This window comes from Exiguobacterium sp. s56 (assembly GCF_018618255.1).
Lineage (GTDB): Bacteria > Bacillota > Bacilli > Exiguobacteriales > Exiguobacteriaceae > Exiguobacterium > Exiguobacterium chiriqhucha.
The window spans coordinates 83,926-105,981 of record NZ_JACSLR010000012.1 but is presented as its reverse complement, the minus strand read 5'-3'; the positions used below and the strand labels follow the sequence as shown (position 1 = coordinate 105,981).

The 22,056-nt window shown below is 52.1% G+C and carries 20 protein-coding genes and 1 other annotated feature; of the genes, 18 read left to right on the top strand and 2 right to left on the bottom strand.

Going from position 1 to position 22,056, the window contains the following annotated elements:
• Positions 1 to 67: 67 nt before the first annotated feature.
• Entirely contained in the window at positions 68 to 1,015 is a 948-nt protein-coding gene (locus tag KNP71_RS11955; protein WP_214830766.1) for an alpha/beta fold hydrolase, read from the bottom strand.
• Positions 1,016 to 1,037: 22 nt separating this feature from the next.
• The gene (locus KNP71_RS11950; RefSeq protein ID WP_214830765.1) at positions 1,038 to 2,723 is read right to left on the bottom strand and encodes a formate--tetrahydrofolate ligase; all 1,686 of its coding nucleotides are present in this window, start codon (positions 2,721 to 2,723) and stop codon (positions 1,038 to 1,040) included.
• A gap of 242 nt (positions 2,724 to 2,965) precedes the next feature.
• Between KNP71_RS11950 and KNP71_RS11945 the strand changes: the two genes are divergently transcribed.
• The 18 genes from KNP71_RS11945 (at position 2,966) to KNP71_RS11860 (ending at position 21,941) form a co-directional block, all read left to right on the top strand.
• Positions 2,966 to 3,871 (top strand): carbohydrate ABC transporter permease, encoded by a 906-nt coding sequence (locus tag KNP71_RS11945; protein WP_058765715.1) that lies wholly within the window; start codon positions 2,966 to 2,968, stop codon positions 3,869 to 3,871.
• Positions 3,868 to 4,773 (top strand): carbohydrate ABC transporter permease, encoded by a 906-nt coding sequence (locus KNP71_RS11940; protein WP_251132803.1) that lies wholly within the window; start codon positions 3,868 to 3,870, stop codon positions 4,771 to 4,773. Before KNP71_RS11945 ends, KNP71_RS11940 begins: the two co-directional genes overlap by 4 nt.
• A 106-nt stretch (positions 4,774 to 4,879) precedes the next feature.
• Positions 4,880 to 5,121 (top strand) — a binding site (T-box leader).
• A gap of 66 nt (positions 5,122 to 5,187) precedes the next feature.
• A complete protein-coding gene (gene asnA / locus KNP71_RS11935) occupies positions 5,188 to 6,171 on the top strand; it encodes an aspartate--ammonia ligase (protein WP_021067832.1) in 984 nt (327 codons plus the stop codon).
• Between the two features lie 179 nt (positions 6,172 to 6,350).
• Positions 6,351 to 7,646, top strand: a complete 1,296-nt coding sequence (locus KNP71_RS11930) for an ABC transporter substrate-binding protein (protein ID WP_029596061.1) — start codon at positions 6,351 to 6,353, stop codon at positions 7,644 to 7,646.
• A 147-nt stretch (positions 7,647 to 7,793) separates the two neighbouring features.
• Complete coding sequence (locus KNP71_RS11925) at positions 7,794 to 8,981, top strand: NosD domain-containing protein (protein WP_214830762.1); 1,188 nt, start codon at positions 7,794 to 7,796, stop codon at positions 8,979 to 8,981.
• Positions 8,968 to 9,513: a nitrous oxide reductase accessory protein NosL gene (locus tag KNP71_RS11920; protein ID WP_214756684.1), complete on the top strand. Its 546-nt coding sequence runs from the start codon at positions 8,968 to 8,970 to the stop codon at positions 9,511 to 9,513. Before KNP71_RS11925 ends, KNP71_RS11920 begins: the two co-directional genes overlap by 14 nt.
• A complete protein-coding gene (locus KNP71_RS11915; RefSeq protein ID WP_236355798.1) occupies positions 9,514 to 10,317 on the top strand; it encodes an ABC transporter permease in 804 nt (267 codons plus the stop codon). It begins immediately after the preceding gene.
• Positions 10,304 to 11,023: an ABC transporter ATP-binding protein gene (locus KNP71_RS11910; protein ID WP_214830760.1), complete on the top strand. Its 720-nt coding sequence runs from the start codon at positions 10,304 to 10,306 to the stop codon at positions 11,021 to 11,023. The genes KNP71_RS11915 and KNP71_RS11910 overlap by 14 nt, the downstream gene beginning before the upstream one ends.
• A gap of 63 nt (positions 11,024 to 11,086) precedes the next feature.
• Complete coding sequence (locus KNP71_RS11905) at positions 11,087 to 12,547, top strand: MDR family MFS transporter (RefSeq protein ID WP_214799585.1); 1,461 nt, start codon at positions 11,087 to 11,089, stop codon at positions 12,545 to 12,547.
• 35 nt (positions 12,548 to 12,582) lie between these two features.
• Complete coding sequence (locus tag KNP71_RS11900) at positions 12,583 to 13,689, top strand: PQQ-dependent sugar dehydrogenase (RefSeq protein WP_251131497.1); 1,107 nt, start codon at positions 12,583 to 12,585, stop codon at positions 13,687 to 13,689.
• A gap of 94 nt (positions 13,690 to 13,783) precedes the next feature.
• On the top strand, positions 13,784 to 14,002 hold the full coding sequence (locus KNP71_RS11895) for a hypothetical protein (RefSeq protein ID WP_214830757.1): 219 nt from the start codon (positions 13,784 to 13,786) through the stop codon (positions 14,000 to 14,002).
• 9 nt (positions 14,003 to 14,011) lie between these two features.
• Positions 14,012 to 14,992, top strand: coding sequence for a M48 family metallopeptidase (locus KNP71_RS11890; protein ID WP_285801279.1), 981 nt, complete (start codon positions 14,012 to 14,014; stop codon positions 14,990 to 14,992).
• Positions 14,993 to 15,098: 106 nt separating this feature from the next.
• Positions 15,099 to 16,847, top strand: coding sequence for a sensor histidine kinase (locus KNP71_RS11885; protein WP_214830753.1), 1,749 nt, complete (start codon positions 15,099 to 15,101; stop codon positions 16,845 to 16,847).
• Positions 16,844 to 17,551, top strand: a complete 708-nt coding sequence (locus tag KNP71_RS11880) for a response regulator transcription factor (protein ID WP_021067822.1) — start codon at positions 16,844 to 16,846, stop codon at positions 17,549 to 17,551. The genes KNP71_RS11885 and KNP71_RS11880 overlap by 4 nt, the downstream gene beginning before the upstream one ends.
• Before the next feature lie 15 nt (positions 17,552 to 17,566).
• Complete coding sequence (gene deoD / locus KNP71_RS11875; RefSeq protein ID WP_029596056.1) at positions 17,567 to 18,280, top strand: purine-nucleoside phosphorylase; 714 nt, start codon at positions 17,567 to 17,569, stop codon at positions 18,278 to 18,280.
• A 141-nt stretch (positions 18,281 to 18,421) separates the two neighbouring features.
• A complete protein-coding gene (locus KNP71_RS11870) occupies positions 18,422 to 19,579 on the top strand; it encodes an MFS transporter (protein ID WP_029596055.1) in 1,158 nt (385 codons plus the stop codon).
• A 90-nt stretch (positions 19,580 to 19,669) separates the two neighbouring features.
• The gene (locus tag KNP71_RS11865; RefSeq protein ID WP_021067819.1) at positions 19,670 to 21,055 is read left to right on the top strand and encodes an aldehyde dehydrogenase; all 1,386 of its coding nucleotides are present in this window, start codon (positions 19,670 to 19,672) and stop codon (positions 21,053 to 21,055) included.
• Positions 21,056 to 21,230: 175 nt separating this feature from the next.
• Positions 21,231 to 21,941 carry a Crp/Fnr family transcriptional regulator gene (locus KNP71_RS11860; protein ID WP_021067818.1) on the top strand — a complete coding sequence of 237 codons (711 nt, stop codon included), beginning with the start codon at positions 21,231 to 21,233 and terminating at the stop codon, positions 21,939 to 21,941.
• Positions 21,942 to 22,056 lie beyond the last annotated feature (115 nt).

The following is a 22,056-nucleotide window of genomic DNA, read 5'->3' as shown; positions in this document are numbered from 1 at the left end:
TGAATGTCGACTTCTCGCCATAAAAAACACTCCCCAATAGAATAAACAGATTTGTTATTTCATCTGTCTACCTATTGGGGAGCATATCAGAAATGGAGGTTCTTTTTGCGATTCGTATCGTGTGATGCATCCAGTCGCCGATGTCCGTCCAGATGTCTTGGCGTTGGCGCTCACGAAGCACTTCGTGGCGAGCCTGATCATAAGACAGCACGGTCAATTCGATGTCGGCGGCCTGATGTTTGCGGACGATTCCGGAGAGTCCTTCTCCGTCATGTACGACGGGGTCATCGGCACCTACGACGAACAAAATTGGTAGTGTTTTCGGATGTTCTTGTATCCGGGCGGCAGAGGTCACATCGAGTGACGCTTTTGCTACCTCGTGTAAATATCCGAGCGTCGGAATCCCACCACAGTCCGGGTCGTTCATATAGGCGATCACTTCCTCGGGGACACTAGAAATCCAATCGCTCTCGGTCGTGGCGGGTAAGAATTTCAAGTTATATCGTCCGAACAACAAGCGTTCGAATAAACGGGATTCATGGGTGCTCCCTTTGAACCGAATGGCCAAATCGATCGCATACAGTCCGGCACGTCCAATCAATCCAGAATGCGGGGGCGGGGAAACGGCGATGACACCCGCCAAGCGATGACCTAACTGTTGACCGAGTCGACGCGCGAGCAACGAGCCGAAACTATGGCCGAGGACGACGGTCGGCAATTCATCTTGATAGTGATCGAGGAGCGAGATGGCGTCGTCGACCATTTGATCAAATCCTTCGTGTGGAGATAGATGAGCGTAAGTGGACTGGGTTCGGGCCAAGGAACCGGCGCCGCGAAGGTCGCACAGAAACACATTAAAACCAATTTCTGACAAAAAATCAGCGAATTCGACATAACGTTGATGATGTTCAAGCATCCCATGGAAAATGAAACAATTTCCAATCGGTTGTCTGGCCTTGACGTGCAATAGTTGTGTCCGGTATCCATCCGCATACGTATGTTCCGTGACGTCCATCCCTATCCCTCCGTTGTCTTGATTAGAATAAGCCAATCGCTTTCCCAGTCTCATCAATCCCCATATTCAAGGCGGCCGGTTGTTTCGGCAGACCCGGCATCGTCAAGACGTTACCTGTCAAGGCGACGAGGAAGCCAGCGCCGACCGACGGTTTCAACTCTCGCACCGTCACGGTGAACCCGTGTTGGTATCCGAGTTTCGTCGGGTCATCCGAGAGCGAGAACGGCGTCTTCGCCATACAAATCGGCAAGCTCTGCCAGCCGTTCGCTTCGATTTGTGCCATCTGTTTTTTCGCGGTTGCGGTAAAGGTGACGTCGGCCGCTCCATACACTTCACGGGCGATCGTCAAAATTTTCTGTTCGATGGAATCGGTTAACGCATAGAGCGGGGTAAACGAACTCTCGTTCGACTCAATCGTGTCGATGACGGCCTCGGCGAGGGCACGACCGCCTTGTCCACCATTCGACCACACTTCACTGAGCGCCACTCGAATGTGGTTCGCTTCACACCAATCGAGGACGGCCGCCAACTCTTCGGCTGTATCCGAATTGAATCGATTGAGGGCGACGACGGTCGGCAAACCGAGTTTCCCCATCGTCTCGACATGTTTGGCGAGAAGTTTTAACCCGTTTCCGACAGCTCCGACGTTCTCGACGTGGAGTTGGTCTTTGGCGACACCGCCATGCATTTTCAAAGCACGGACTGTTGCCACGAGAACGACGGCGTCCGGGTTCAATTTTCCGATGCGTGACTTGATATGACAGAATTTCTCGGCGCCAAGATCGGCTCCGAAACCAGCTTCGGTGACGACATATTCACCGAGCTTGAGCGCGGTTTTCGTCGCAATCAATGAGTTGCATCCGTGCGCGATATTGGCGAACGGACCACCATGAACGAGGGCTGGTGTCTGTTCAAGTGTTTGCACCAAGTTCGGCTTGAACGCTTCTTTCAATAGCAGTGTCGCGGCACCGGCCGCACCGATTTGTTCGGCCGTGATCGGCTCATTGTCCCGATCGTATGCGACGACGATTCGCTTGATGCGTGCCTCGAGGTCAGTCAACGAATCGGCGAGACAGAGGATGGCCATGATTTCAGACGCGACCGTGATATCAAAGCCGTCTTCACGAGGTACGCCATGGGCAATGCCGCCAAGGCCAATCGTCACGTGACGGAGCGCCCGGTCATTCAAGTCGAGCACACGTTTCCAGACGATTTTCCGGACATCGATGCCAAGGTCGTTCCCTTGATGGAGATGATTGTCGAGCATGGCGCTAATCGTGTTGTGGGCCGCGGTGATAGCGTGCATGTCGCCTGTAAAGTGAAGGTTGATGTCTTCCATCGGCAACACTTGGCTGAATCCTCCGCCGGCGGCACCGCCTTTTAAGCCCATTGTCGGCCCGAGCGACGGTTCTCGCAAACAGACGATCGCTTGTTTGTCGAGTTGGTTGAGCGCTTGGCCGAGCCCGACGGTCACGGTCGACTTTCCTTCACCGGCTGGAGTCGGATTGATTGCCGTGACGAGAATGAGCTTCCCGTCTTCGCGAGTCGCCATCCGATCGATGACGTCGAAGGATAACTTGGCTTTATATTTCCCGTATAGGTCGAGGTCATCTTCTTGTAAACCGAGCTTTTCCGCAATCTCTTTGACGGGCAACATCTCGGCTTGTTGGGCAATCGTTAGGTCGGATAACGGTTTAATCGTCGTCATGTATAAAATCCCTCCACTTTCGAACATTGTAATCGGTTTATTTCATTTCATTCGTGAATCGACTTAGAATCAAGGTTTAATTCTTCATTCAGGAAGACTCGTTCGTGTTGTCATTGAGTTTATCATAACGCATCGTCTCGTATAATTCACCCATTGAGTGCAATATATTCCACCCTTTCCGTCAAATGTATCCGTTTTCATTTTGGTTGTTTGAAGGTAAGTTGATAGTGGAGGCGATGAACATGACAGAAACACCAAAACAACACAAGCGAAGACGAAATTGGAAGAAACCAGCGAGTTTTATCGCATTCGTCGGTCCGGCCTTTTTGGCGTTTGTGGCGATTGTGCTCATACCGTTCATAAACGGGATTTATTACAGCTTCACGGATTGGAACGGTGTGACGGGTCAGTTGAACGTAGTCGGGTGGGACAACTATCAGCGGATTCTATTCGAGGATGAACAGTTCCGCGCCTCGTTCTGGATTACGACGAAATACACGATTGTGGCCGTCATCTTGACGAACATCGTCGGTTTCTTACTGGCCTTACTGTTGACGATGAACATTAAGACACGCAATATCCTGCGCACCGTCTTTTTCATGCCAAACTTGATTGGCGGGCTCATTCTCGGATTCATTTGGCAGTTTATCTATGTGAAGGGCTTTGAATCAATTGGGGCACTGACCGGATGGAGTCTGTTCGAACTGCCGTGGCTCGGTGACGCCCAGACAGCCTTTTGGGGCATCGTCATCGTCGCCATCTGGCAAGGCGGAGGCTACGTCATGGTCATCTACATCGCAGCGCTTCAAAACGTGCCGACGGATTTGCTGGAGGCGGCCAAAATCGATGGGGCGAATCGGTTGAAGATGTTGCGTCACATCACGTTACCGATGATTATGCCGTCGATCACCATCTGTCTGTTTTTGACGATTTCCTGGTCGTTCAAAGTGTTCGACACGAACTTGTCGCTCACGAACGGTGGCCCATTCAAATCGACAGAGATGCTCGCCTTGAACATCTATACAGAATCATTCGTGAATAATAATTACGGGCTCGGCTCGGCGAAAGCGGTCATCTTCTTCCTTGTCGTCGCGGCGATTACCGTCACTCAAGTCTACTTGACGAAAAAGCGGGAGGTGGAGGCATGACGACAGAAAAAATTGAACGCATCGAAGCGAAGGTCGATTCATCTTCCCAGCGATTGCTACCGCAAAAACCGCTGCGGGCGGGTGGATATACGGCCGGTCTCGCTCTCGTCGAACTGGTGGCGATTCTACTTGGACTGTTATATCTCGTCCCGTTCTATTACGTCATCGTCAACTCGTTCAAATCAATTGCCGAGATTTACACGAACACGTCTGCCTTGCCGAGCGTCTGGCTCGCGTCGAACTATACAGAAGCCTGGGAGGCGATGAACTACGGACGCGTCTTCTTGAACTCGCTTCTCATCACGGCCGGGGCGAACCTTCTTATCGTGCTGTTCACCTCGATGGCGGCCTGGAAGCTCGTCCGGACAAAACATTGGATTTCGACCGTCATCTTCTTCTTGTTCGTCGCGGCGATGGTCATCCCGTTTCAGTCAATCATGATTCCGCTCGTGAAAGTGTCGAGCCTGCTCGGTCTTTTAAACAGTCATTGGGGACTGATGGTCATGTATCTCGGCTTCGGGTCCGGCATCTCCGTCTTTCTCTATCATGGTTTTATGAAGTCGATTCCGGAAGAGATTGAAGAAGCGGCCATCATTGACGGTTGCTCGACGTGGGGCGTGTTTTGGCGAATTGTCTTCCCGCTCCTCAAACCAATCACGGTGACAATCGTCATCTTGAACAGCCTTTGGATTTGGAATGACTTTCTCTTACCTTCACTTGTCCTCCGAGACATCGAGCTGCGGACGATTCCGCTCGCGACGTTCTATTTCTTCGGACAATATACAAAACAATGGGATTTGGCACTTGCTGGTTTAGTCCTTGGGATCGTTCCGCTCCTCGTCTTTTTCTTCGGTATGCAAAAGCATATTATCAAAGGGATTACGAGCGGCTCGATCAAATAACCCTGCCCAAGGGATCTCCCCCGTTCGCTACACGGGGGAGAATTTTTTTTTGAAAAAGTGGTTGACATTCGTCTGAATATTGATAATAATTGGGTCAATTCAATTGTGAACGACATTGAAAGGACGAGTACACAGAAGACGTAAGCAAAGCGAGCCGGGGAAGGTGAGAGCCCGGACTGAAATCTCTGTCGAAGAACCTCCTGGAGTCGCTACCCGAACGCTTTGCAAGTAGACGTAGCCGGACTGTTCCCCGTTATCGGAACTACGAGATGTTCGTCTCGAAAAAGTGAGTAGATTCGTCTACTAATTTGGGTGGCACCGCGGAGCTTGAAGCCTTCCGTCCCATAGTCCATGGGATTGGAGGGCTTTTTTCTATTGCTCCATCCCGAAATCCCACAATTGGAGGAAGAAAACATGACAACAACAGCAATGAGCAAGATGAAGGAAAAACAACAGGCGATTACAGTAGTGAAGGCGACATTCGAAGACAAGTTCAGCACGGCGCTCGGACTCACACAAGTTCAGGCCCCACTGTTCGTCACATCGGCGAGCGGTGTCAACGACCACTTGAACGGTGTCGAACGCATCATCCAGTTCGATACGCAGTATCCAGGGCATGAACTCGAAATCGTTCAGTCGCTCGCGAAGTGGAAACGTGAAGCGCTCGGCCGCTACGGATTCGAAGTCGGTGAAGGGTTGTACACACAGATGCGCGCCATCCGTCGGGATGAAGAACTCGACGCGACACACTCACTCCACGTCGATCAATGGGACTGGGAACGTGTCATCGCTCGGGAACACCGGACGACGGAGTACTTGAAGGCGACGGTCGAAACGATTTACGCGGCACTCCGCGAGACGGAACAGACGGTCGAAACGATGTACGGAATTGAGGCGATCTTGCCAGAGTCGATTCACTTCTTGACGAGCCAAGAGTTAGAAGACCTTTACCCGGATCTTACACCAAAAGAGCGTGAGCACGCGATTTGTAAAGCGTACGGTGCGGTCTTCCTCTCGCAAATCGGCGGCGCACTCGCTTCGGGCGATAAGCACGACGGTCGCGCGGCTGACTATGACGACTGGTCGCTAAACGGCGATATCCTCGTCTGGCACCCGGAACTCGAATCGGCGTTCGAACTGTCATCGATGGGAATTCGTGTCGACGAGACAGCGCTTGCCGAGCAGTTGGTGACAGCCGGAGCTGAAGACAAACGCAAGTACCCGTTCCACCAAGCGGTCCTCGAAGGACGTCTCCCGCTTACAATCGGGGGCGGCATCGGGCAATCGCGTGTCGCCATGTATTTGCTTCGTGCTCGTCACATCGGTGAAGTCCAATCTTCGGTCTGGCCGAGTGAGATGATCACAGCATGTGAAGAAGCTGGAATCAGCCTGTTGTAATTATATAGAAGAAACTAAAACCAGGACTTTCTTTTCAATAAGAAAGTCCTGGTTTTCTGTGCAACATTTTCCACCCTACACGTCAATTTTGACACCTACATAATGGAAGCGTTTTCATCTAAAGTTAGGGTGTACCGAATGTTGAAGGATTGTCGACTCTATACTTAGGAGGAAGCGAAATGAAACGTAAATGGAGATTATCAACTGCCGTCATGACGGCAGGGATGGTATTGACGCTTGCGGCCTGTGGCGGCGGGTCGCTTACGGAAGATGAAGGATCGAACGATGCGAACGCGGATAACGGGGACAAGCAAGACGTCACGTTGAACGTCTTCCAGTTTAAAGCGGAAATCGCCAAAGATCTTGAAGCGATGGCGAAAGAATACGAGGAAGAGACGGGCGTCAAAGTGACCGTTCAAACGGTCGGCGGCGGAGCCGATTACGGCGCTGCGCTCAAGTCACAGTTCGCGTCAGGCAACGAGCCGGACATCTTCAATAACGGCGGATTCACCGAAGCTCAGACATGGAAAGACAAATTGGAAGATTTGTCAGGCGAGAAGTGGGTCGGGGATTTGACGGAAGTGGCCAAGGAACCGATGACGATGGACGGAAAACTGTACGGGATGCCGATGAACTTGGAAGGATACGGCTTCATCTACAACAAGGAGCTGTTCGAGAAGGCGGGCATCAGTGAGTTGCCGAAGACGTTGTCTGAGTTGACGGATGCGGCTGAGAAGTTGGATAAAGCAGGCATCACACCGTTCTCGGTCGGTTATGCCGAGTTTTGGATTCTCGGAATTCACTTGCTCAACATTCCGATGGCGCAACAAGACGACCCGGATGCGTTCATCCAGGCACTCAACGAGAATAAAGAAAAATTCGAGGACAATGAGCAGTTCCAACAATTCTTGAAACTGTTCGACCTCACCATCAAATACGGCAATAAGAACCCGCTCACGACGGACTATAACACGCAAGTCACACAGTTCGCTCAAGGTGAGACGGCAATGCTTCAGCAAGGGAACTGGGCGCAACAGATGATTCTCGACGTGAATCCGGACATTGAGATGGGCTTCGTCCCAATCCCAATCAACGATGACAAAGAGAAGATGGATCGTCTCCCGGTCGGCGTCCCGAACAACTGGGTCGTCAATAAAAACTCGAAGTATAAAGAAGAAGCGAAAGACTTCCTCGAATGGATGGCGACATCTGATACAGGTAAAGATTACATGGTCAACAAATTCAAATTCATTCCGGCGTTCAAGTCGATCGAAGCGAACGACCTCGGTCCGCTTGCTGACGACATCTTGGCTTATTCGAACGAAGGCAAGACGATTTCATGGAACTGGTTCAAGTATCCGGATGGCGCGGTCAACGAGTACGGCGCGTTGATGCAAGCGTACGTCGGTGGTCAAAAGACCGGAGACGAGATGCTCCAAGACTTCACAAAAGTATGGGCCGATAAGGCAAAATAACAGCAACACAAGCAGCGAAATGACCCCTTCGCCGCTTGTGTTTTTTTTATGAAGAAACTGTCACACGAATCCCATAAAAACGACACACATACCCCCGTGGGTTTTCGTACAATATGTTCTGTAAGCGATTCATCAAGAGGAGGGGTTATGAGACGACTAAGCTGGTTACTCGCTTTATGGTTCTTCTCACCGATAGCTGTTCAAGCGGACACAGAACCGGTGTTGCTCGAAGAACCGATTGTGATTCAATCGAACGAAACGTTCAACGGTGCAGGAAAACGGTTCATCAGTTGTGAACGACCCGCTTTCCAACTCGAAGGAATCGGGGCCGTGCTCGAGAACGTCGAGATCGAACAGTGCGAACGGACGACTGTACCCGCGGTGCTCGTCGAGGGGCTGGGCCACCAAGTCATCGATGCGAGAATCGAAGCAGCTGGGACCGGGATTGCCGTCAGGGACAGTCACGGGGTCCGGTTGATTCGACCGAACGTGACCGGGACAGGTCGGGGAGAAGGCATCTCCGTACATAGTAGTGAAGCGACGGTGATTAAAGGTGCCATCATCGACCATGCCCGAGACGGGATTTACATCGAAGACGGGAGCGGACATGAATTGGTTCGGCCACTCGTTATGAACTCACGGTACGGCATTCATCTCATGTTCCCGACGGACGTTTCAATCACCTCACCTATCCTGCACCATAACGAAACCGGCGCGATGGTGATGGGAACCGAGCGCGTCAGCATCGAAAATGGACAAATTCATGACCAGACAGGTGCGACGGGGATGGGGCTCATGCTGTTCGAGGCGGTCGAGACGACCGTTCGTGCGAATGCAATTCATGGGAACCGCGTGGGGATTTACGCCGAGAAATCGGAGTGGACGGCAATCCATCATAACGGAGTGAACGGAAATGATATCGCGTTGCGGTTGCAGCGGGCTACCGGGATGACCCTGGTCGGGAATGATTTGACACATAATCGCTATCCGGTCATATCGTTCAAAGCGGCTGACAACGTGATTGCCGGCAACAGATGGGGTGGGCTGACGCTTGATTTGACCGAGGACGGACAGAGCGAGATTCCGTATCGGGCTGACCCGTATTTGTTTTTGCTCGCCGATTCGTATGAAGCGTTTGAATTATTGTACGGGGCCCCCGGGCTGACCGTACTCGAGCGTGTCCTCAGAAGTCCCGATGAGGTCACGCTCATTGACACGGCGCCACTTGTGACGAATTTCAAGTTTACTTGGCAAGGAACAGTCGGGGCGACCGTGTTAAGTGGATTATTGATGTTATTATGGCGATTTGGGAGGAAACAAGATGATTACTTATAAGAAGATGGCAGGATTACTTACCGTATCTGGATTGACACTCGCGCTAGGGGCGTGTTCAAGTGCGGCAGCGGAACCGTTCGACATCAAATGGGGCGAGACCGAATGTGAAGTGTGCAACATGAAAATCATGGACGAACAGTTCGCTGCCGAGGCAATCATGGACAACGGAAAAGGCTATGCGTTCGATGACATCGGTTGTTTGATGCGGGACTGGTATCCGGAACAGACCGAGGAAGACATTGCGGCCATGTACGTCAAAGACTATAACACGAAAGAATGGGTCGATCTCGAGGAAGGAACGTTCGTCCACGATAAGATGTCGAAGACGCCGATGGCATACAATATTGTCTCGTTCGCAAAAAAAGCGGACGCTGAGGCATATGCGGATAAGAACGGCGGAACGGTCATGGACCTCGACGACTTGAAAGAGCATTCATGGGAACGTGGTGAGATGAACCAACATAAAAAAATGAACACGGGTGATGACAACAAGATGAGTGACAGTGATTCATCAGAAGGCCACGGACAGTAAATGATGCTCTGGCGGATCGAGTGGTCGCGCACGTTGCGTCAAAAAGAGAGTTACGTCTTCCTGTTCACTTGGATGGTGACGCTCGTCTTGCTCGGTGGTCTTGGACAAGCACTGCCGATGGCGTCTGCCTACACGAACGTCAACGCGTCACTGCTCACGATTATCGGTCTCGTCTTGCCGCTGTTCGTCATGTTGACGACGGCACTCCAATGGGGAGGAGAGCGGGAGTCAAAACGGTTGCGCCTCTTGACGACGTACCCGCTATCGATGTTTCGTCTCATTTGGATGCGATACAGCGCTTTTCTCGCGACGCAAGCTTTGATCGTGACGCTCGCCTATGCACTCGCCTCATTCGTCGTATCGATGCCCCTCACCACATGGTTCGTCTTATGGACCTATTCAATCGGACTCATCGCGTATGGGGCGGCGCTCGGGACGTTCGTTGGCGTTATCGGTCGAAATCGACTTCAAGCCGTCCTTCTGTCTTTCCTCATCTGGATCGTCATGATTTTATTGTGGCCAACGATACTCGTGAGTGTCATTGCTTGGATGCCGTATGGGATTCAGGCGGAAGCGATGATCGGTGCTTTGTTCTTGAACGGATTTGAACTGTTGCGTGTCTGGGTGAGCGCGGTTTTAGCAGCACCTGATTTGTTCGGCGCCATCTATGAGACGTTTATTGATTGGCTCGATGGATCAATCGGCACGGCCGTCGTCGGTTTTACAATCGCAACGGTTATTCTTTGGATGCTATCCGCTTCAGCCTGGTGGTTACGACGGGAGGGTCGACATGATTCAGCTTAAGAAAGTAGGGAAACGTTACGGCGAGTCATGGGCGCTCCATCCGCTCGACGGAACGATAGTAGCGGTTCACATCGTGGCTTTGTGCGGCAGCAATGGGGCAGGTAAATCGACGCTGTTGAATCTCATGAACGGCACGATCACCCCAAGCGTCGGGAGCGTGTCGTTGAACGGTCGAACGATTGGTGACGGGAAAGCGTACCATCAGACGTTCGGTTACATGCCAGACGATTTTGCGTTCGACCCGTCTTGGACCGTCGGTGAGACGTACGCCTATTACGCCTTATGGCAAGGTGTGAAGCCGGACAAGGTACTGTTGAAGCGAGTCGGTCTCGATGAACTAAGGCATCGTCACGTTGGGAAGCTATCGAAAGGGATGCGACAACGGCTCTTGCTCGCGCAGGCGCTCGTAACCAAACCAGACATCCTACTCCTCGACGAACCGACGAACGGACTCGACCCAACATGGATGCATCTGCTCGGCGGTCTGTTACGGGATGAAGCGGCGCGTGGAGCGACAATCGTCTGTTCGACACATCAGCTCGACGTCGCAGCGATGCTTGCTGACGAAGTGTGGATGCTCAAGGACGGTCGGGTCGCCGGTCGCGTTATCGTAACGGACGAAACGGAGGCCTACGCTGAGATTAAACGTTTCTTTTTCGAATCGGAAGTTGAGGCTTGTCAAACGGGCGTCGCTCGCACAAAATAATAGACAGTTGAAGTGGTGCTCGGAACCTTCCGGCACCACTATTTTATTGGGGAGATGACAGATATGAGAAAGAATGTCACGGTCGCGTTGTTGTTGGCGACTTTTTTAGCGGCGATTGAAGGGACGGTCGTCTCGGTCGCGACGCCGGTCATCGCGAGCGAGTTGAACGGGGCCGCCCTCGTGAGTTGGGTGTTCGCCGCCTTCTTGCTGTTCACGGCGGTGTCGACACCGATTTATGGAAAAGTGGCCGATTTGTTCGGTCGCAAGCGGGTCCTACTGTTCGGGATCGGTTTGTTCACCCTTGCTTCGCTCTTATGCGGTCTTGCCACATCGATGGAGCAATTGATTATCTTTCGGGCGCTCCAAGGACTTGGTGCCGGGGCGGTATTGCCGATTTCGATGACCATCATCGGCGATTTGTATAAGTATGAGGAACGTGGCAAGATTCAAGGCATCTTAAGCGCGGTCTGGGGGGTCTCGGGCGTGCTCGGGCCGGTCATCGGCGGGTTCTTGGTCGAGACGTTGTCTTGGCGCTACGTCTTCCTCTTAAACGTACCGTTCGCACTGTTATCGTTCATCATGATCATTGTCTTCTATAAAGAGACGGTGACCGAGACGACGGAGCGGATTGACGTCAAAGGGGCGCTGTTGTTCGCGTTCGGTACGACGGCATTCTTATATGGACTGATCACGTTCAGCGAAACGAACGTCTGGACACCATCGATCATCGTCAGTGCCGTGTTCAGTGTCGTTCTGCTTACCAGTTTCTTTTTATCAGAGCGGCGTGCGAAAACACCGTTACTACCGCTCGATTTATTGAAACAACCGATTATCGCATCCATCAATGGCGCCGTCTTCTTCGCGGCATGGGTGCTCGTCTCGATGTCGGCCTATATTCCAATCTGGGCCCAGGCCGTACTTGGTAAATCGGCGACGGAAGCCGGATTCATGCTGATGCCGCTCTCGGTCGCTTGGACGTTCACATCGATTATCGGCGGCCGTACACTTGGCGCGGCCTCGCCACGGCGTCGAGCCGTGACAGGAATGAGTCTCTTGTTGATCGGGACAATCATCTTGACGCTGCTCACGCAATCAAGCCCAGATCTGTTCGTCTACCTCGCTGTCGCCATTATCGGCGTCGGGTTCGGCTTGTCGCAGCCGATGTTCATCGTCGTTTTACAGACGGTCGTGTCATATCGTCAACGCGGGACCGCGACGGCGGCAAACTCCTTCTTGAGTACCGTCGGTCAGACGCTCGGTGTCGCCGTATTCGGTGCCGTGTTTAACTTCATCGTCCTGAGTGGCTTCCGTGACGAGCCCGGGTTAAGCGGTGTGTCACTCGAATCGTTCTTCAATCGGAGTATGACCGAGGCGCTAAACGCGACAGTCAGGCTCCAAGGCGAACAACTCATCGCCACAGGATTGAACACCATCTTCATCGGTGCGGCACTTGCCGCATTCATCGCACTGTTGATTGCACTACGTTTACCGGTTAGCCCACCTGAACCTTCACGCGATAACTAAAGACACGGTATGATGGTGAAAAGGAGGCGATCATGTTGAGACGATGGATGTTCATCTTGTCGCTCGTATTTGTTGCCGGTTGTGCCTCGGAATCGACCGAGGCGCCGGAACCTGAACAGGCACCAGTCGAAGAGTCGACCGAAGAAGCACCGTCTGATACGGCACCAGAGCCGGAACCAACTGAGCCGGAAGGCGACGTGTCGACCGGTGCAACCGAATCGATTGTCGAACAGTTAGAGGCACCGTGGTCAATCGCAAAAACCGATGACGGATGGCTCATCTCGGAACGCGGCGGCACGATTGCCGTCATCGATGCGGACGGGAATCTCGACCGACAAGCGGTCGTCTTAGACGAAGACGTGCTTGAAATCGGGGAAGGCGGTCTCCTTGGACTCGCGTTGACCGCAGATTTTGCGACGTCACGCCAACTGTACGCTTATCATACGTACGGGACACCCGGGAACGTCCAAAACCGGGTCGTCGAGTTGACGTGGGATGGCAATCAGTTTGAAGAGACGGCGGTTGTACTCGATGAGATTCCAGGGGCCCAGTTCCATAACGGCGGACGGTTATTGCTCGACGGTGACGTGCTTTGGGTCACGACCGGAGATGCGCTCGTGCCGGAACTGGCTCAAGACGAGACATCGATTGCCGGAAAAGTGTTACGGGTGCCATTATCCGGAGCGGGCAATCCGACCGATTGGATTTATTCGTCCGGACACCGCAATCCTCAAGGTTTGACGAAAATCGAGGATACGTTCTATGCGAGTGAACATGGGGCGTCCGGTCACGATGAAGTGAATATCATCGAAGAGGGTAACAACTACGGCTGGCCGCTCATCGAGGCAGACCAAGAACGAGATGGGCTCGAGACACCATGGTTCGAGGTCGGGGAGACGTCGTGGGCACCATCGGGCATTGTTGCCGACGACCGTTACGTGTATATGGCGACGCTGCGCGGGAATCGCCTCGTTGCCATCGACCGGGAATCACGTGAGGTCATCCCGCTCGTCGAGGATAAAGGTCGCATCCGTGACGTCTGGTTGGAAGACGACGGACTTTACTACATCACAAACAATACGGACGGACGTGGCAACCCTGGAAGTGGGGACGACCAGCTGTATCGCCTCACGATCGAATAGAAACTGACATACGTGTCAGTTTCTATTTTTTTGTTGAATACATCCATTTATCCGGTATAATGGAATTCATATGGAAAATGAAGGGGATTTTTACATGAAACAATCGCAATTGGTACATAAGAACGAAACATTGTATTTTGGACTGCTCGTCGCCGCCAGCGTGTTGACGGTGGTGCTAGGAATCGTCTTCACGATTGCCTCGCTCGGCATCTTTTTATGGGTGATCGGATCAATTTTAGCACTGTCTCTATTCACACACTGGCTCCAAATCGGATATATTCGCACGAACGGCGTCAAAGTCACGGAGCGTTAATTCGCCGACCTGTATCAGACGTATCAGCGTGTCGGGCAGGAAATGGGTATTCGCTTACTCCCAGACGTGTACATTCTTCAAGCCGGAGGCGTCTTGAACGCTTTTGCGACTCGTTTCTTCCAAAAGAACATGGTCATTCTGTATTCGGATGTAGTCGAGTTGTCACGTGACGGATATACGAAAGAAGTCGAATTTGTCATTGCCCATGAGTTGGCACATATTCGCCGGAATCATGTCCAAAAACAATGGGCGATGATGCTCGGCGGTTGGATTCCGTTTTTAGGGTCGGCTTATTCGCGTGCTTGTGAGTTTACATGTGACCGTATGGCCGCCCATCATATTCAAGATCAGGAGGCATCGAAACGTGCTCTCACGATTCTTGCGATTGGTGGGAAATTGGCAAAAGAAGTGAGCGAGTTTGACTACTTGTATGAAGCGAGCCGTGAGAACGGATTTATCGCCAAGTTGAGCGAGTTGTTATCGACACATCCGCCACTCCCGAAACGAATTGCGGCCATCGCGACGAACGCCGGTGAGACGAACGTTCCGGTCTTCAAGACGGCAGGGTATGTCAAAGGGTCGATTATCGGGACGATTGTATTGACTGTCATTGTCAATGTGGCCATTGTCGCCTGGTTGTTCACGAGTGATGGATTTACAAGCTTCGCTTCATCGCCTTTCATTGAAGAATTTGCTGGTGATATGACTGAAGAACCGCTTCAGCAGTTGGCGTATGACAATGCAGGTGCGGACGCGATTCGAGAGGAATTGGCGAACGGCGCGGACGTTAACATGCAAGACAGTTATGGTGATACTCCGCTCCATAATTTGCTGTATAACGATGGAATGGACTACGATTCATTAGTGTTGCTGCTCGAAAGCGGAGCCGATGTCACAATCGAGAATGACGATGGGATGACACCAGTCGATGTGGCGAAAGATTGGAGCCACGAATTTGGGATTGTAGAACTGCTACGTTCTTATGAATGAACAACTGGCTCGTCTCTCGAGAAACTGGGAGACGAGATTTTTCATGACAACATTGCAAACGCTTGCATAAGCCGTGATATAATGACAGCGAGGAGGCGATACGTGGATGAGCATTCGGACGAAGCTGACGGGAATGATCGCATTGACGATTATCGTTCCCGTCATTTTGGCGACGATCATTTCCTTTTGGTACGTCAAAGACCGGGAGCGGGAACGGGGGCTTCAGCTCACGGAATGGTCGCTTGAGCGAGGCACACTACAGATGGAACGGTATGTCTCGGACTTGAGCCGCTTGCCGACCAGTCTGTATGCGAATCGGGATGTGCTCGATATTCTCGAGTACGGCCCGGGACTGTCGCTCGAACAGACTGAACTCGAGGTACGACGGGCGCTGCTCGGGATGTACTTATCCCGTGAGGATGTGGCCCAAATCCAACTGCTCATGCTTGAGGATATGGATTCGTTCGCCGCCTATAAGATGAAAGTGTCCCCGCGCTCGAAACGGCAGCCAAGTGAGATTCAGCAACAACTATTGAAATATGAGGAGAGCCGCGTCCTGCTTGAGGCCTCGCATCCGCTCGTGCCCTATCATGATTTCGGGCCGCTCGTCTCGGAAGAGCAGGTCGTCACACTCCATTTCCGACTCGACAAAATCGAGACGGATCAGCCACTCGCGATATTGTCGATTGATATTCCGGAGGACATTTTCATCGGCCAACTCGCCTCACTACAGAACAATCCGAGCGAGAGCCTCTGGTTCGTCGGGGGAGGCAATCAAGTGTTCGCACAACTCGGTGACGGTGAAATCCCGCAAAATGTATCGACGAACTCGCTGTCGAGCGATGGAAAGCATCACCGTATCGTCAAATCGTTCGAGTTTGAGAACCAGACGTTCTACGTCGGAAAATCGATACCGGATCGATTGTTGATCGAGCCGGCGTCGCGGACGTCGTTCATCATCTTTGTCGTCGGGATGGTGTCGCTCGTATTGGCATTGATTGGGGCGACCTATGCCTCGATGCGTTTGACGACTCCAATCAAGACGCTCACGTCGAACATTTGGCGAATCGAACAAGGGGACATGACGGTCTCATTCGATTCCCTCGGAAATGATGAGTTCGGCGTGCTCGGACGGCAGTTCAAGCGGATGATTGAACGAATCGATGATTTGATTCAACGGGAGTACCGATTGGCGCTCGAGAATCGGACGAATGAGCTGAGGGCGCTCCAAGCCCAGACGAACCCACACTTCCTGTTCAACGCCTTGCAGTCAATCGGGACGCTCGCATTGAAAGGCGATGGCAAGACGGTGTACCGTCTCATCACGCAGCTCTCCTCGATGATGCGCTATACGATGCACCCTGATGAGTCGCTCGTGACGCTAAAGCGAGAAGTCGATCACCTCACGTCCTACATTCGCTTGCAACAAGTCCGGTTCCCGGATCAATTTGAGATTGAGGTCGATGTGCCGGAGCCGCTCCTCGATTTGATTGTGCCGAAGATGATTTTGCAGCCGCTCGCCGAGAACTTTTTCAAGCATGGGTTTGAGCGCGCCGGTGCGACAGCGGCCAACCGTTTCTCCGTGCGAATTCATCAGTCGGGACAAAATCTTGTGATTCATTGTGAGAATAGCGGACGCGATCTCTCGGATGAAGAGTTGACGCTATTGAAAGAACGGATCGAGGTATCGACCGAGCCATTGAATGGGGCGGAAGGTACCGGTTTAAAGAACATTCGGGATCGACTCATGTTAAACTATAATCGGGAGGCTCAGTTTATGTTGGCTACACCAGAGACAGGCGGATTTCGTATTGTCATGCGTTTCCCGGCCGTAAAGGAGGCGGATGCGTCATGACGAAAGTGTTGATCGTTGATGATGAATCGCCGGTACGGGAAGCGGTGAAACTGCTCGGGGAGTGGGACCGGCTCGGCGTCACGAAAGTGATTGAGGCGCAAGACGGGGAAGAAGCGAAACGGATTATCGTCAAAGAACGGCCGGCGTTGATTTTATCGGACCTTCAAATGCCTCGATGTAACGGCATCGAGTTGATGGAGTGGGTCCATATGGAGGCGGAGACGGCCAAACTGATCGTCTTGACGGGCTATGACGAATATTCGTACATGCGGCGCGCGATCCAGCTCGGCAGTTTCGACTACTTGCTGAAACCGATTGACCCGGATGTCTTGAACGAGACGCTCGCACGTGCCCTCGCCGACGTCATTCCTGACGAAGACGATCCGATTCTACAGATTGGCGCGTTCATCGAACGCCATTATGCGGAAGAACTCAGCTTACAAGGGATGAGCGAGCGCTTTTACTTGAGCCGCGAATACATATCGCGTCGCTTCAAACAGCAGTACGGCGTCAACTTATCCGAGTACTTGCTGTCGATCCGGATGCTCGAGGCGAAACGTCTCCTTGAGACGAGTAGACAACGTATTTATGAAGTCGCCCAAGCGGTCGGCTTTTCGGATGATAAGTATTTCCGGAAAGTCTTCAAAAAACAGATTGGTATCACCCCGAATGAATATCGGGAGCAGTGCCAACGACTATCTTGAAGGAGGAATTTAATCATGAGTGTACACATTGGGGCAGAAGCAGGACAAATCGCAGAAACGGTATTATTGCCAGGAGATCCGTTGCGTGCGAAATATATCGCGGAGACGTTCCTCGAGGATGTTGAGTTATACAACGAAGTCCGCGGCATGTATGGCTTCACAGGAACATATAAAGGAAAACGTATTTCCGTTCAAGGGACTGGGATGGGTGTTCCATCGATGTCGATTTACGTGAACGAATTGATTATGTCATACGGCGTAAAAAACTTGATTCGTGTCGGTACGGCCGGCGGAATTCAAGAAGACGTCAAAGTACGTGACGTCGTCATCGCGATGAGTGCATCGAGTGAGATGGCCCAAAACCGGGTTCGTTTCAACGGCATGGACTATGCACCGACAGCGACGTTCGACCTCCTACATCGCGCGTATATGAACGCCGAAAAGGCTGGTATTCCGGTCAAAGTCGGTCAAATTTTCACAGCCGACCAGTTCTACCAGGATGATTTCCACCATTTCAAGAAGTGGGCCGATTTCGGTTGCCTTGCCATCGAAATGGAAGCGGCAGGTCTTTACACACTCGCTGCGAAACACAAAGTGAACGCGTTGACGATCCTCACAATCTCAGACCACTTGTTGACAGGTGAAGAGACGACATCGGAAGAGCGTCAATCGACGTTTGACGAAATGATTCGTGTCGCACTCGATACAGCGGTCGAAGTCACAAACTAATGAACACGCCTTACAGACCACTGGTTTGTAAGGCGTTTTTGTGTCCGCGCGCCTTGTCTTGTATACAAAGTGAAACTGGCAGGCTAGACTGAAGCTGAAACGAACAGTTCCCGTATTGGGCTGGATCAAGGAGTTGTCATCATGAATAAAGCGTCCGCTTTTGTCATTTATAGTATCGTCTTTTTTGCCTTCTTTGATTTATTCGCCCAGCTTCCGGTCATGAGCACGTTTGCGACATCGGTTGGTGCGACACCTTTCATCGCAGGGCTCGTCATCGCCATCTACTCGTTGTCGAATACGTTCGGCAACATTTTATCCGGCATTTGGACCGACCGGATTGGTCCGATCGTCATCTTGCTCGTTGGTCTTGCGCTGTCGAGCCTCAGTCTCTTGTCGTATCATCTCGTCGACACAGCGACGACGCTATTAATTGTCCGGATCGTGCACGGCTTTGTAGCGGGTTTGATTGTCCCAGCCGCGTTCACGTTGTCCGCCAATCTGACCGCCGCGAACCGACAAGGTAAAAAAGTGGCATTGACCGGCAGTTTTGTTGGTTTGGCAGCCATCGTCGGTCCGGCGTTCAGCGGCATCATGGCCAGCCAGACGACCGTGCCGATCGTCTTCACATACGTCGCGCTGTTCGGGGTAGCCGTCGCGCTCCTCGCACTCGTCTTTTTGCGCCCGTCGAAGTTAACACTTGAACCTTCCCATCGTACAGATGAAGGGACGTCGCGCCTGGAACGAGACGTAGTGAAAGCGTATATCGGCGCCTTCCTCTTGATGTTCTCGCAAGGGGCAATCGCGTACTTGCTTCCCCTTTACGTGCAGGCGCTCGGGTATGACTCTCGTCTGAGCGGGACATTGCTCAGCACGTTCGGTATCATGGCGGTGCTCGTGTTTGTGTTGCCGACGAATCGCCTGTTCGACCAAATCGAACCAGCGAAGCTCGCGGCACTCGGTGTCGGCATTCTCGGTGTGAGCCAACTGTTGATTGGCCGATCAGAGACGTCGCTCCTCTTGTACGCTGTCCTCGCCTTGTATGGCGTCGGGTTCGCTATCTTATTCCCAGCCATCAATACGATGTTGATTAAAGCGACGAATCAGGCCAATCGTGGTAAGTCGTACGGCTATTTTTATGCGTTCTTCTCGCTCGGGACAGTGACGGGCTCGGCATTGTTAGGCTGGCTCTCGATTACGCTGACACAAAAATTCGCGCTGACGGGTGGCATCCTGCTCGTCGCCGGTTTGATATTTGTCGTCATGCAACAAACGAAGAAACGGGACGTGCCTGTCAGATAGGACGGACGCAGATCGAAGGTTCAAAATGGTCGCTGACCGAGTGAAGATGATAAGATGAAGCTAGCGTTATCATCCAAGGGAGGCAGATTTATGCTCGCACCAATCGAACAGTTGACCATTGAAGAGCTCATTCGTAAACAGCGTCGCTTCTTTCGGACGCAAGCGACCAAGTCGCTCGCATTCCGTCTCAGCATGTTGACGTTTTTAAAAGAGTCAATCAAGCATCATGAAGCAGAGATTCTTCAAGCGTTGGAGCAGGATTTGAACAAATCAGAACTCGACGCGTTCACGACGGAGATCGGTTTCGTCTATGACGAAATCACACGGACGACACGTGAGTTGAAGCGTTGGATGCGCCCGAAACGTGTCCGAGGCGCCTCAATCCATCTCGGGACGCAAAGTGAGGTCATGTATGAACCTTACGGAACGGTACTCGTGATCGCTCCGTGGAACTATCCGTTTCAATTGGCGATGGCGCCGCTCATCGGAGCGATTGCCGCAGGCAACACGGCTGTCGTGAAACCTTCGGAATTGACACCGAACGTCGCCCAAATGATCACGAAAGTGCTCGAACGGGCGTTCACCGACCGCTACGTCGTCAGCGTCGAAGGAGATAAGGACGTTGCGACCGAGTTGCTTGCCCAGAAATGGGACCATATCTTCTTCACAGGGTCGACGCCAGTCGGGAAAATCGTCATGGAGGCGGCGGCGAAGCACTTGACGCCCGTCACGCTCGAACTTGGTGGGAAATCACCGGCCATTGTCCATGAAGATGCCAATATCGAGATTGCAGCCAAGCGCATCGCCTGGGGCAAATGGATGAATGCCGGGCAGACATGCGTCGCTCCGGATTACGTCCTTGTCCACGAATCTAAACGAGAGGCGTTCCTCGAGGCCATCAAACGGGAGGCGTTCACGATGTTCGGAAACGGCGTCGGGACGAAACGGTTCACACGAATCGTCAATGAGACCCACTTCGACCGCTTGACCGCATATTTGACAGAAGGAGACATTTTCTTTGGAGGCCAGACGGACCGGGACGAATTGAAGATTGCCCCGACCGTGTTGACGGATATCGAAGAGGACGCGAACGTGATGAAAGATGAAATTTTCGGACCGATTCTACCAGTCCTCACGTACCGCCAACTCGACGAAGTGATTGAGTTTGTGTCATCGCGTCCGCATCCGCTCGCGCTCTATTTGTTCACCGAGACGAAAGCCGTGGAGCAGACCGTGATGAAACACCTCACGTTCGGTGGAGGCTGTGTCAATGACGTGCTCATGCATTTGACGAACCCGAACCTGCCGTTCGGCGGCGTCGGCGAGAGCGGGATGGGCTCGTACCATGGACGTTACAGTTTTGAGACGTTTAGTCACGCCAAATCGATTTTACGAAACACGACGAAATTTGATTTACCGATTCGTTATCCGAACTTCAAAGCGGCCGAGAAGTTGATTCGACTCGTCTACCGTTGACCAGACTAGACTGCAGGGAGCCTGCAGTCTTTTTTTTTGTGGTCAAAGAATAAGAAGATTGTTTGAAATGTCACATACTTTTATGAAACTAGCGGCATACCTCTTGTATAATATAGCCATACACATGACGTACGAGACTTAATCAGATATACGATTAGTGGAGGGAGCAGAGAACATGACTATGAAATGCGGAACGACCAAACCGAATAGCTTTGTCTTTTCGCAAGAGACGAAACAGCTCTTGCTCGAGATGATGACGTTTCAAGATCATTCGAAAGGGAGCATCGTTTGTTGGGAAGGCGAGAAGTGCAACAAGTTCTTTTATTTGAAGAGCGGTTCCGTCAAATTCACGAAGCTGACGAAAAAAGGGAGCGCACTCATCATGTTCATCTATGGGGCGGACGACTTCTTCGGGGAGTTCGATATCGACGAGGTGTTCCCGAGTTCGTATAGCATCGAGACGACTTCGGACAGTGTCATCGGTTGGATTTCGAAGCAAGAGATGGATGAACTCGTTCGGCGCGATGCGCAGTTGGCCACTGAAGTATTGCGGTGGACGTCGATGATGCGCAAGCAGTCCGAGATGAAACTCCGTGACTTGCTGCTATATGGGAAACCGGGTGCCCTCGCCTCCACGTTATTACGCATGGCGGCGATGGACGGCGTCGAGTCAGCAGAAGGGATCGTCGTGCCAAAACATCCGTCAGACGGGGAGCTCGGTCAGCTGATTGGCGCACCTCGCGAGACGGTGAATCGGATGATGAACCAGTGGCGGAAGGAAGGCATGTTGACGACGACGGGGACAGAGATGATTTTGCATGACATCGATTTCTTGAAAGAGCTATGTTACTGCGAAGGCTGTCCCGCCGGTATTTGTCGGCTTTAATCTTTCAAGAGAGCTGCAACATTTCACCTTATCAAAGCGCGTGAAACCGAACAGGTGGTTGACTCGATTCGTGTCGGGACAATCGCCTTTTTTGTATGCCTTTATACAAAATGTG

What these genes read in the sequence shown, in the direction of transcription:
- KNP71_RS11895 (WP_214830757.1), top strand. Translation starts at nt 13,784, where the DNA reads ATGAAACAATCGCAATTGGTACATAAGAACGAAACATTGTATTTTGGA.
- KNP71_RS11955 (WP_214830766.1), bottom strand. Translation starts at nt 1,015, where the DNA reads ATGGACGTCACGGAACATACGTATGCGGATGGATACCGGACACAACTA.
- deoD (WP_029596056.1), top strand. Translation starts at nt 17,567, where the DNA reads ATGAGTGTACACATTGGGGCAGAAGCAGGACAAATCGCAGAAACGGTA.
- KNP71_RS11860 (WP_021067818.1), top strand. Translation starts at nt 21,231, where the DNA reads ATGACTATGAAATGCGGAACGACCAAACCGAATAGCTTTGTCTTTTCG.
- KNP71_RS11870 (WP_029596055.1), top strand. Translation starts at nt 18,422, where the DNA reads ATGAATAAAGCGTCCGCTTTTGTCATTTATAGTATCGTCTTTTTTGCC.
- KNP71_RS11915 (WP_236355798.1), top strand. Translation starts at nt 9,514, where the DNA reads ATGATGCTCTGGCGGATCGAGTGGTCGCGCACGTTGCGTCAAAAAGAG.
- KNP71_RS11865 (WP_021067819.1), top strand. Translation starts at nt 19,670, where the DNA reads ATGCTCGCACCAATCGAACAGTTGACCATTGAAGAGCTCATTCGTAAA.
- KNP71_RS11925 (WP_214830762.1), top strand. Translation starts at nt 7,794, where the DNA reads ATGAGACGACTAAGCTGGTTACTCGCTTTATGGTTCTTCTCACCGATA.
- KNP71_RS11880 (WP_021067822.1), top strand. Translation starts at nt 16,844, where the DNA reads ATGACGAAAGTGTTGATCGTTGATGATGAATCGCCGGTACGGGAAGCG.
- KNP71_RS11885 (WP_214830753.1), top strand. Translation starts at nt 15,099, where the DNA reads ATGAGCATTCGGACGAAGCTGACGGGAATGATCGCATTGACGATTATC.
- asnA (WP_021067832.1), top strand. Translation starts at nt 5,188, where the DNA reads ATGACAACAACAGCAATGAGCAAGATGAAGGAAAAACAACAGGCGATT.
- KNP71_RS11950 (WP_214830765.1), bottom strand. Translation starts at nt 2,723, where the DNA reads ATGACGACGATTAAACCGTTATCCGACCTAACGATTGCCCAACAAGCC.
- KNP71_RS11910 (WP_214830760.1), top strand. Translation starts at nt 10,304, where the DNA reads ATGATTCAGCTTAAGAAAGTAGGGAAACGTTACGGCGAGTCATGGGCG.
- KNP71_RS11945 (WP_058765715.1), top strand. Translation starts at nt 2,966, where the DNA reads ATGACAGAAACACCAAAACAACACAAGCGAAGACGAAATTGGAAGAAA.
- KNP71_RS11930 (WP_029596061.1), top strand. Translation starts at nt 6,351, where the DNA reads ATGAAACGTAAATGGAGATTATCAACTGCCGTCATGACGGCAGGGATG.
- KNP71_RS11905 (WP_214799585.1), top strand. Translation starts at nt 11,087, where the DNA reads ATGAGAAAGAATGTCACGGTCGCGTTGTTGTTGGCGACTTTTTTAGCG.
- KNP71_RS11940 (WP_251132803.1), top strand. Translation starts at nt 3,868, where the DNA reads ATGACGACAGAAAAAATTGAACGCATCGAAGCGAAGGTCGATTCATCT.
- KNP71_RS11920 (WP_214756684.1), top strand. Translation starts at nt 8,968, where the DNA reads ATGATTACTTATAAGAAGATGGCAGGATTACTTACCGTATCTGGATTG.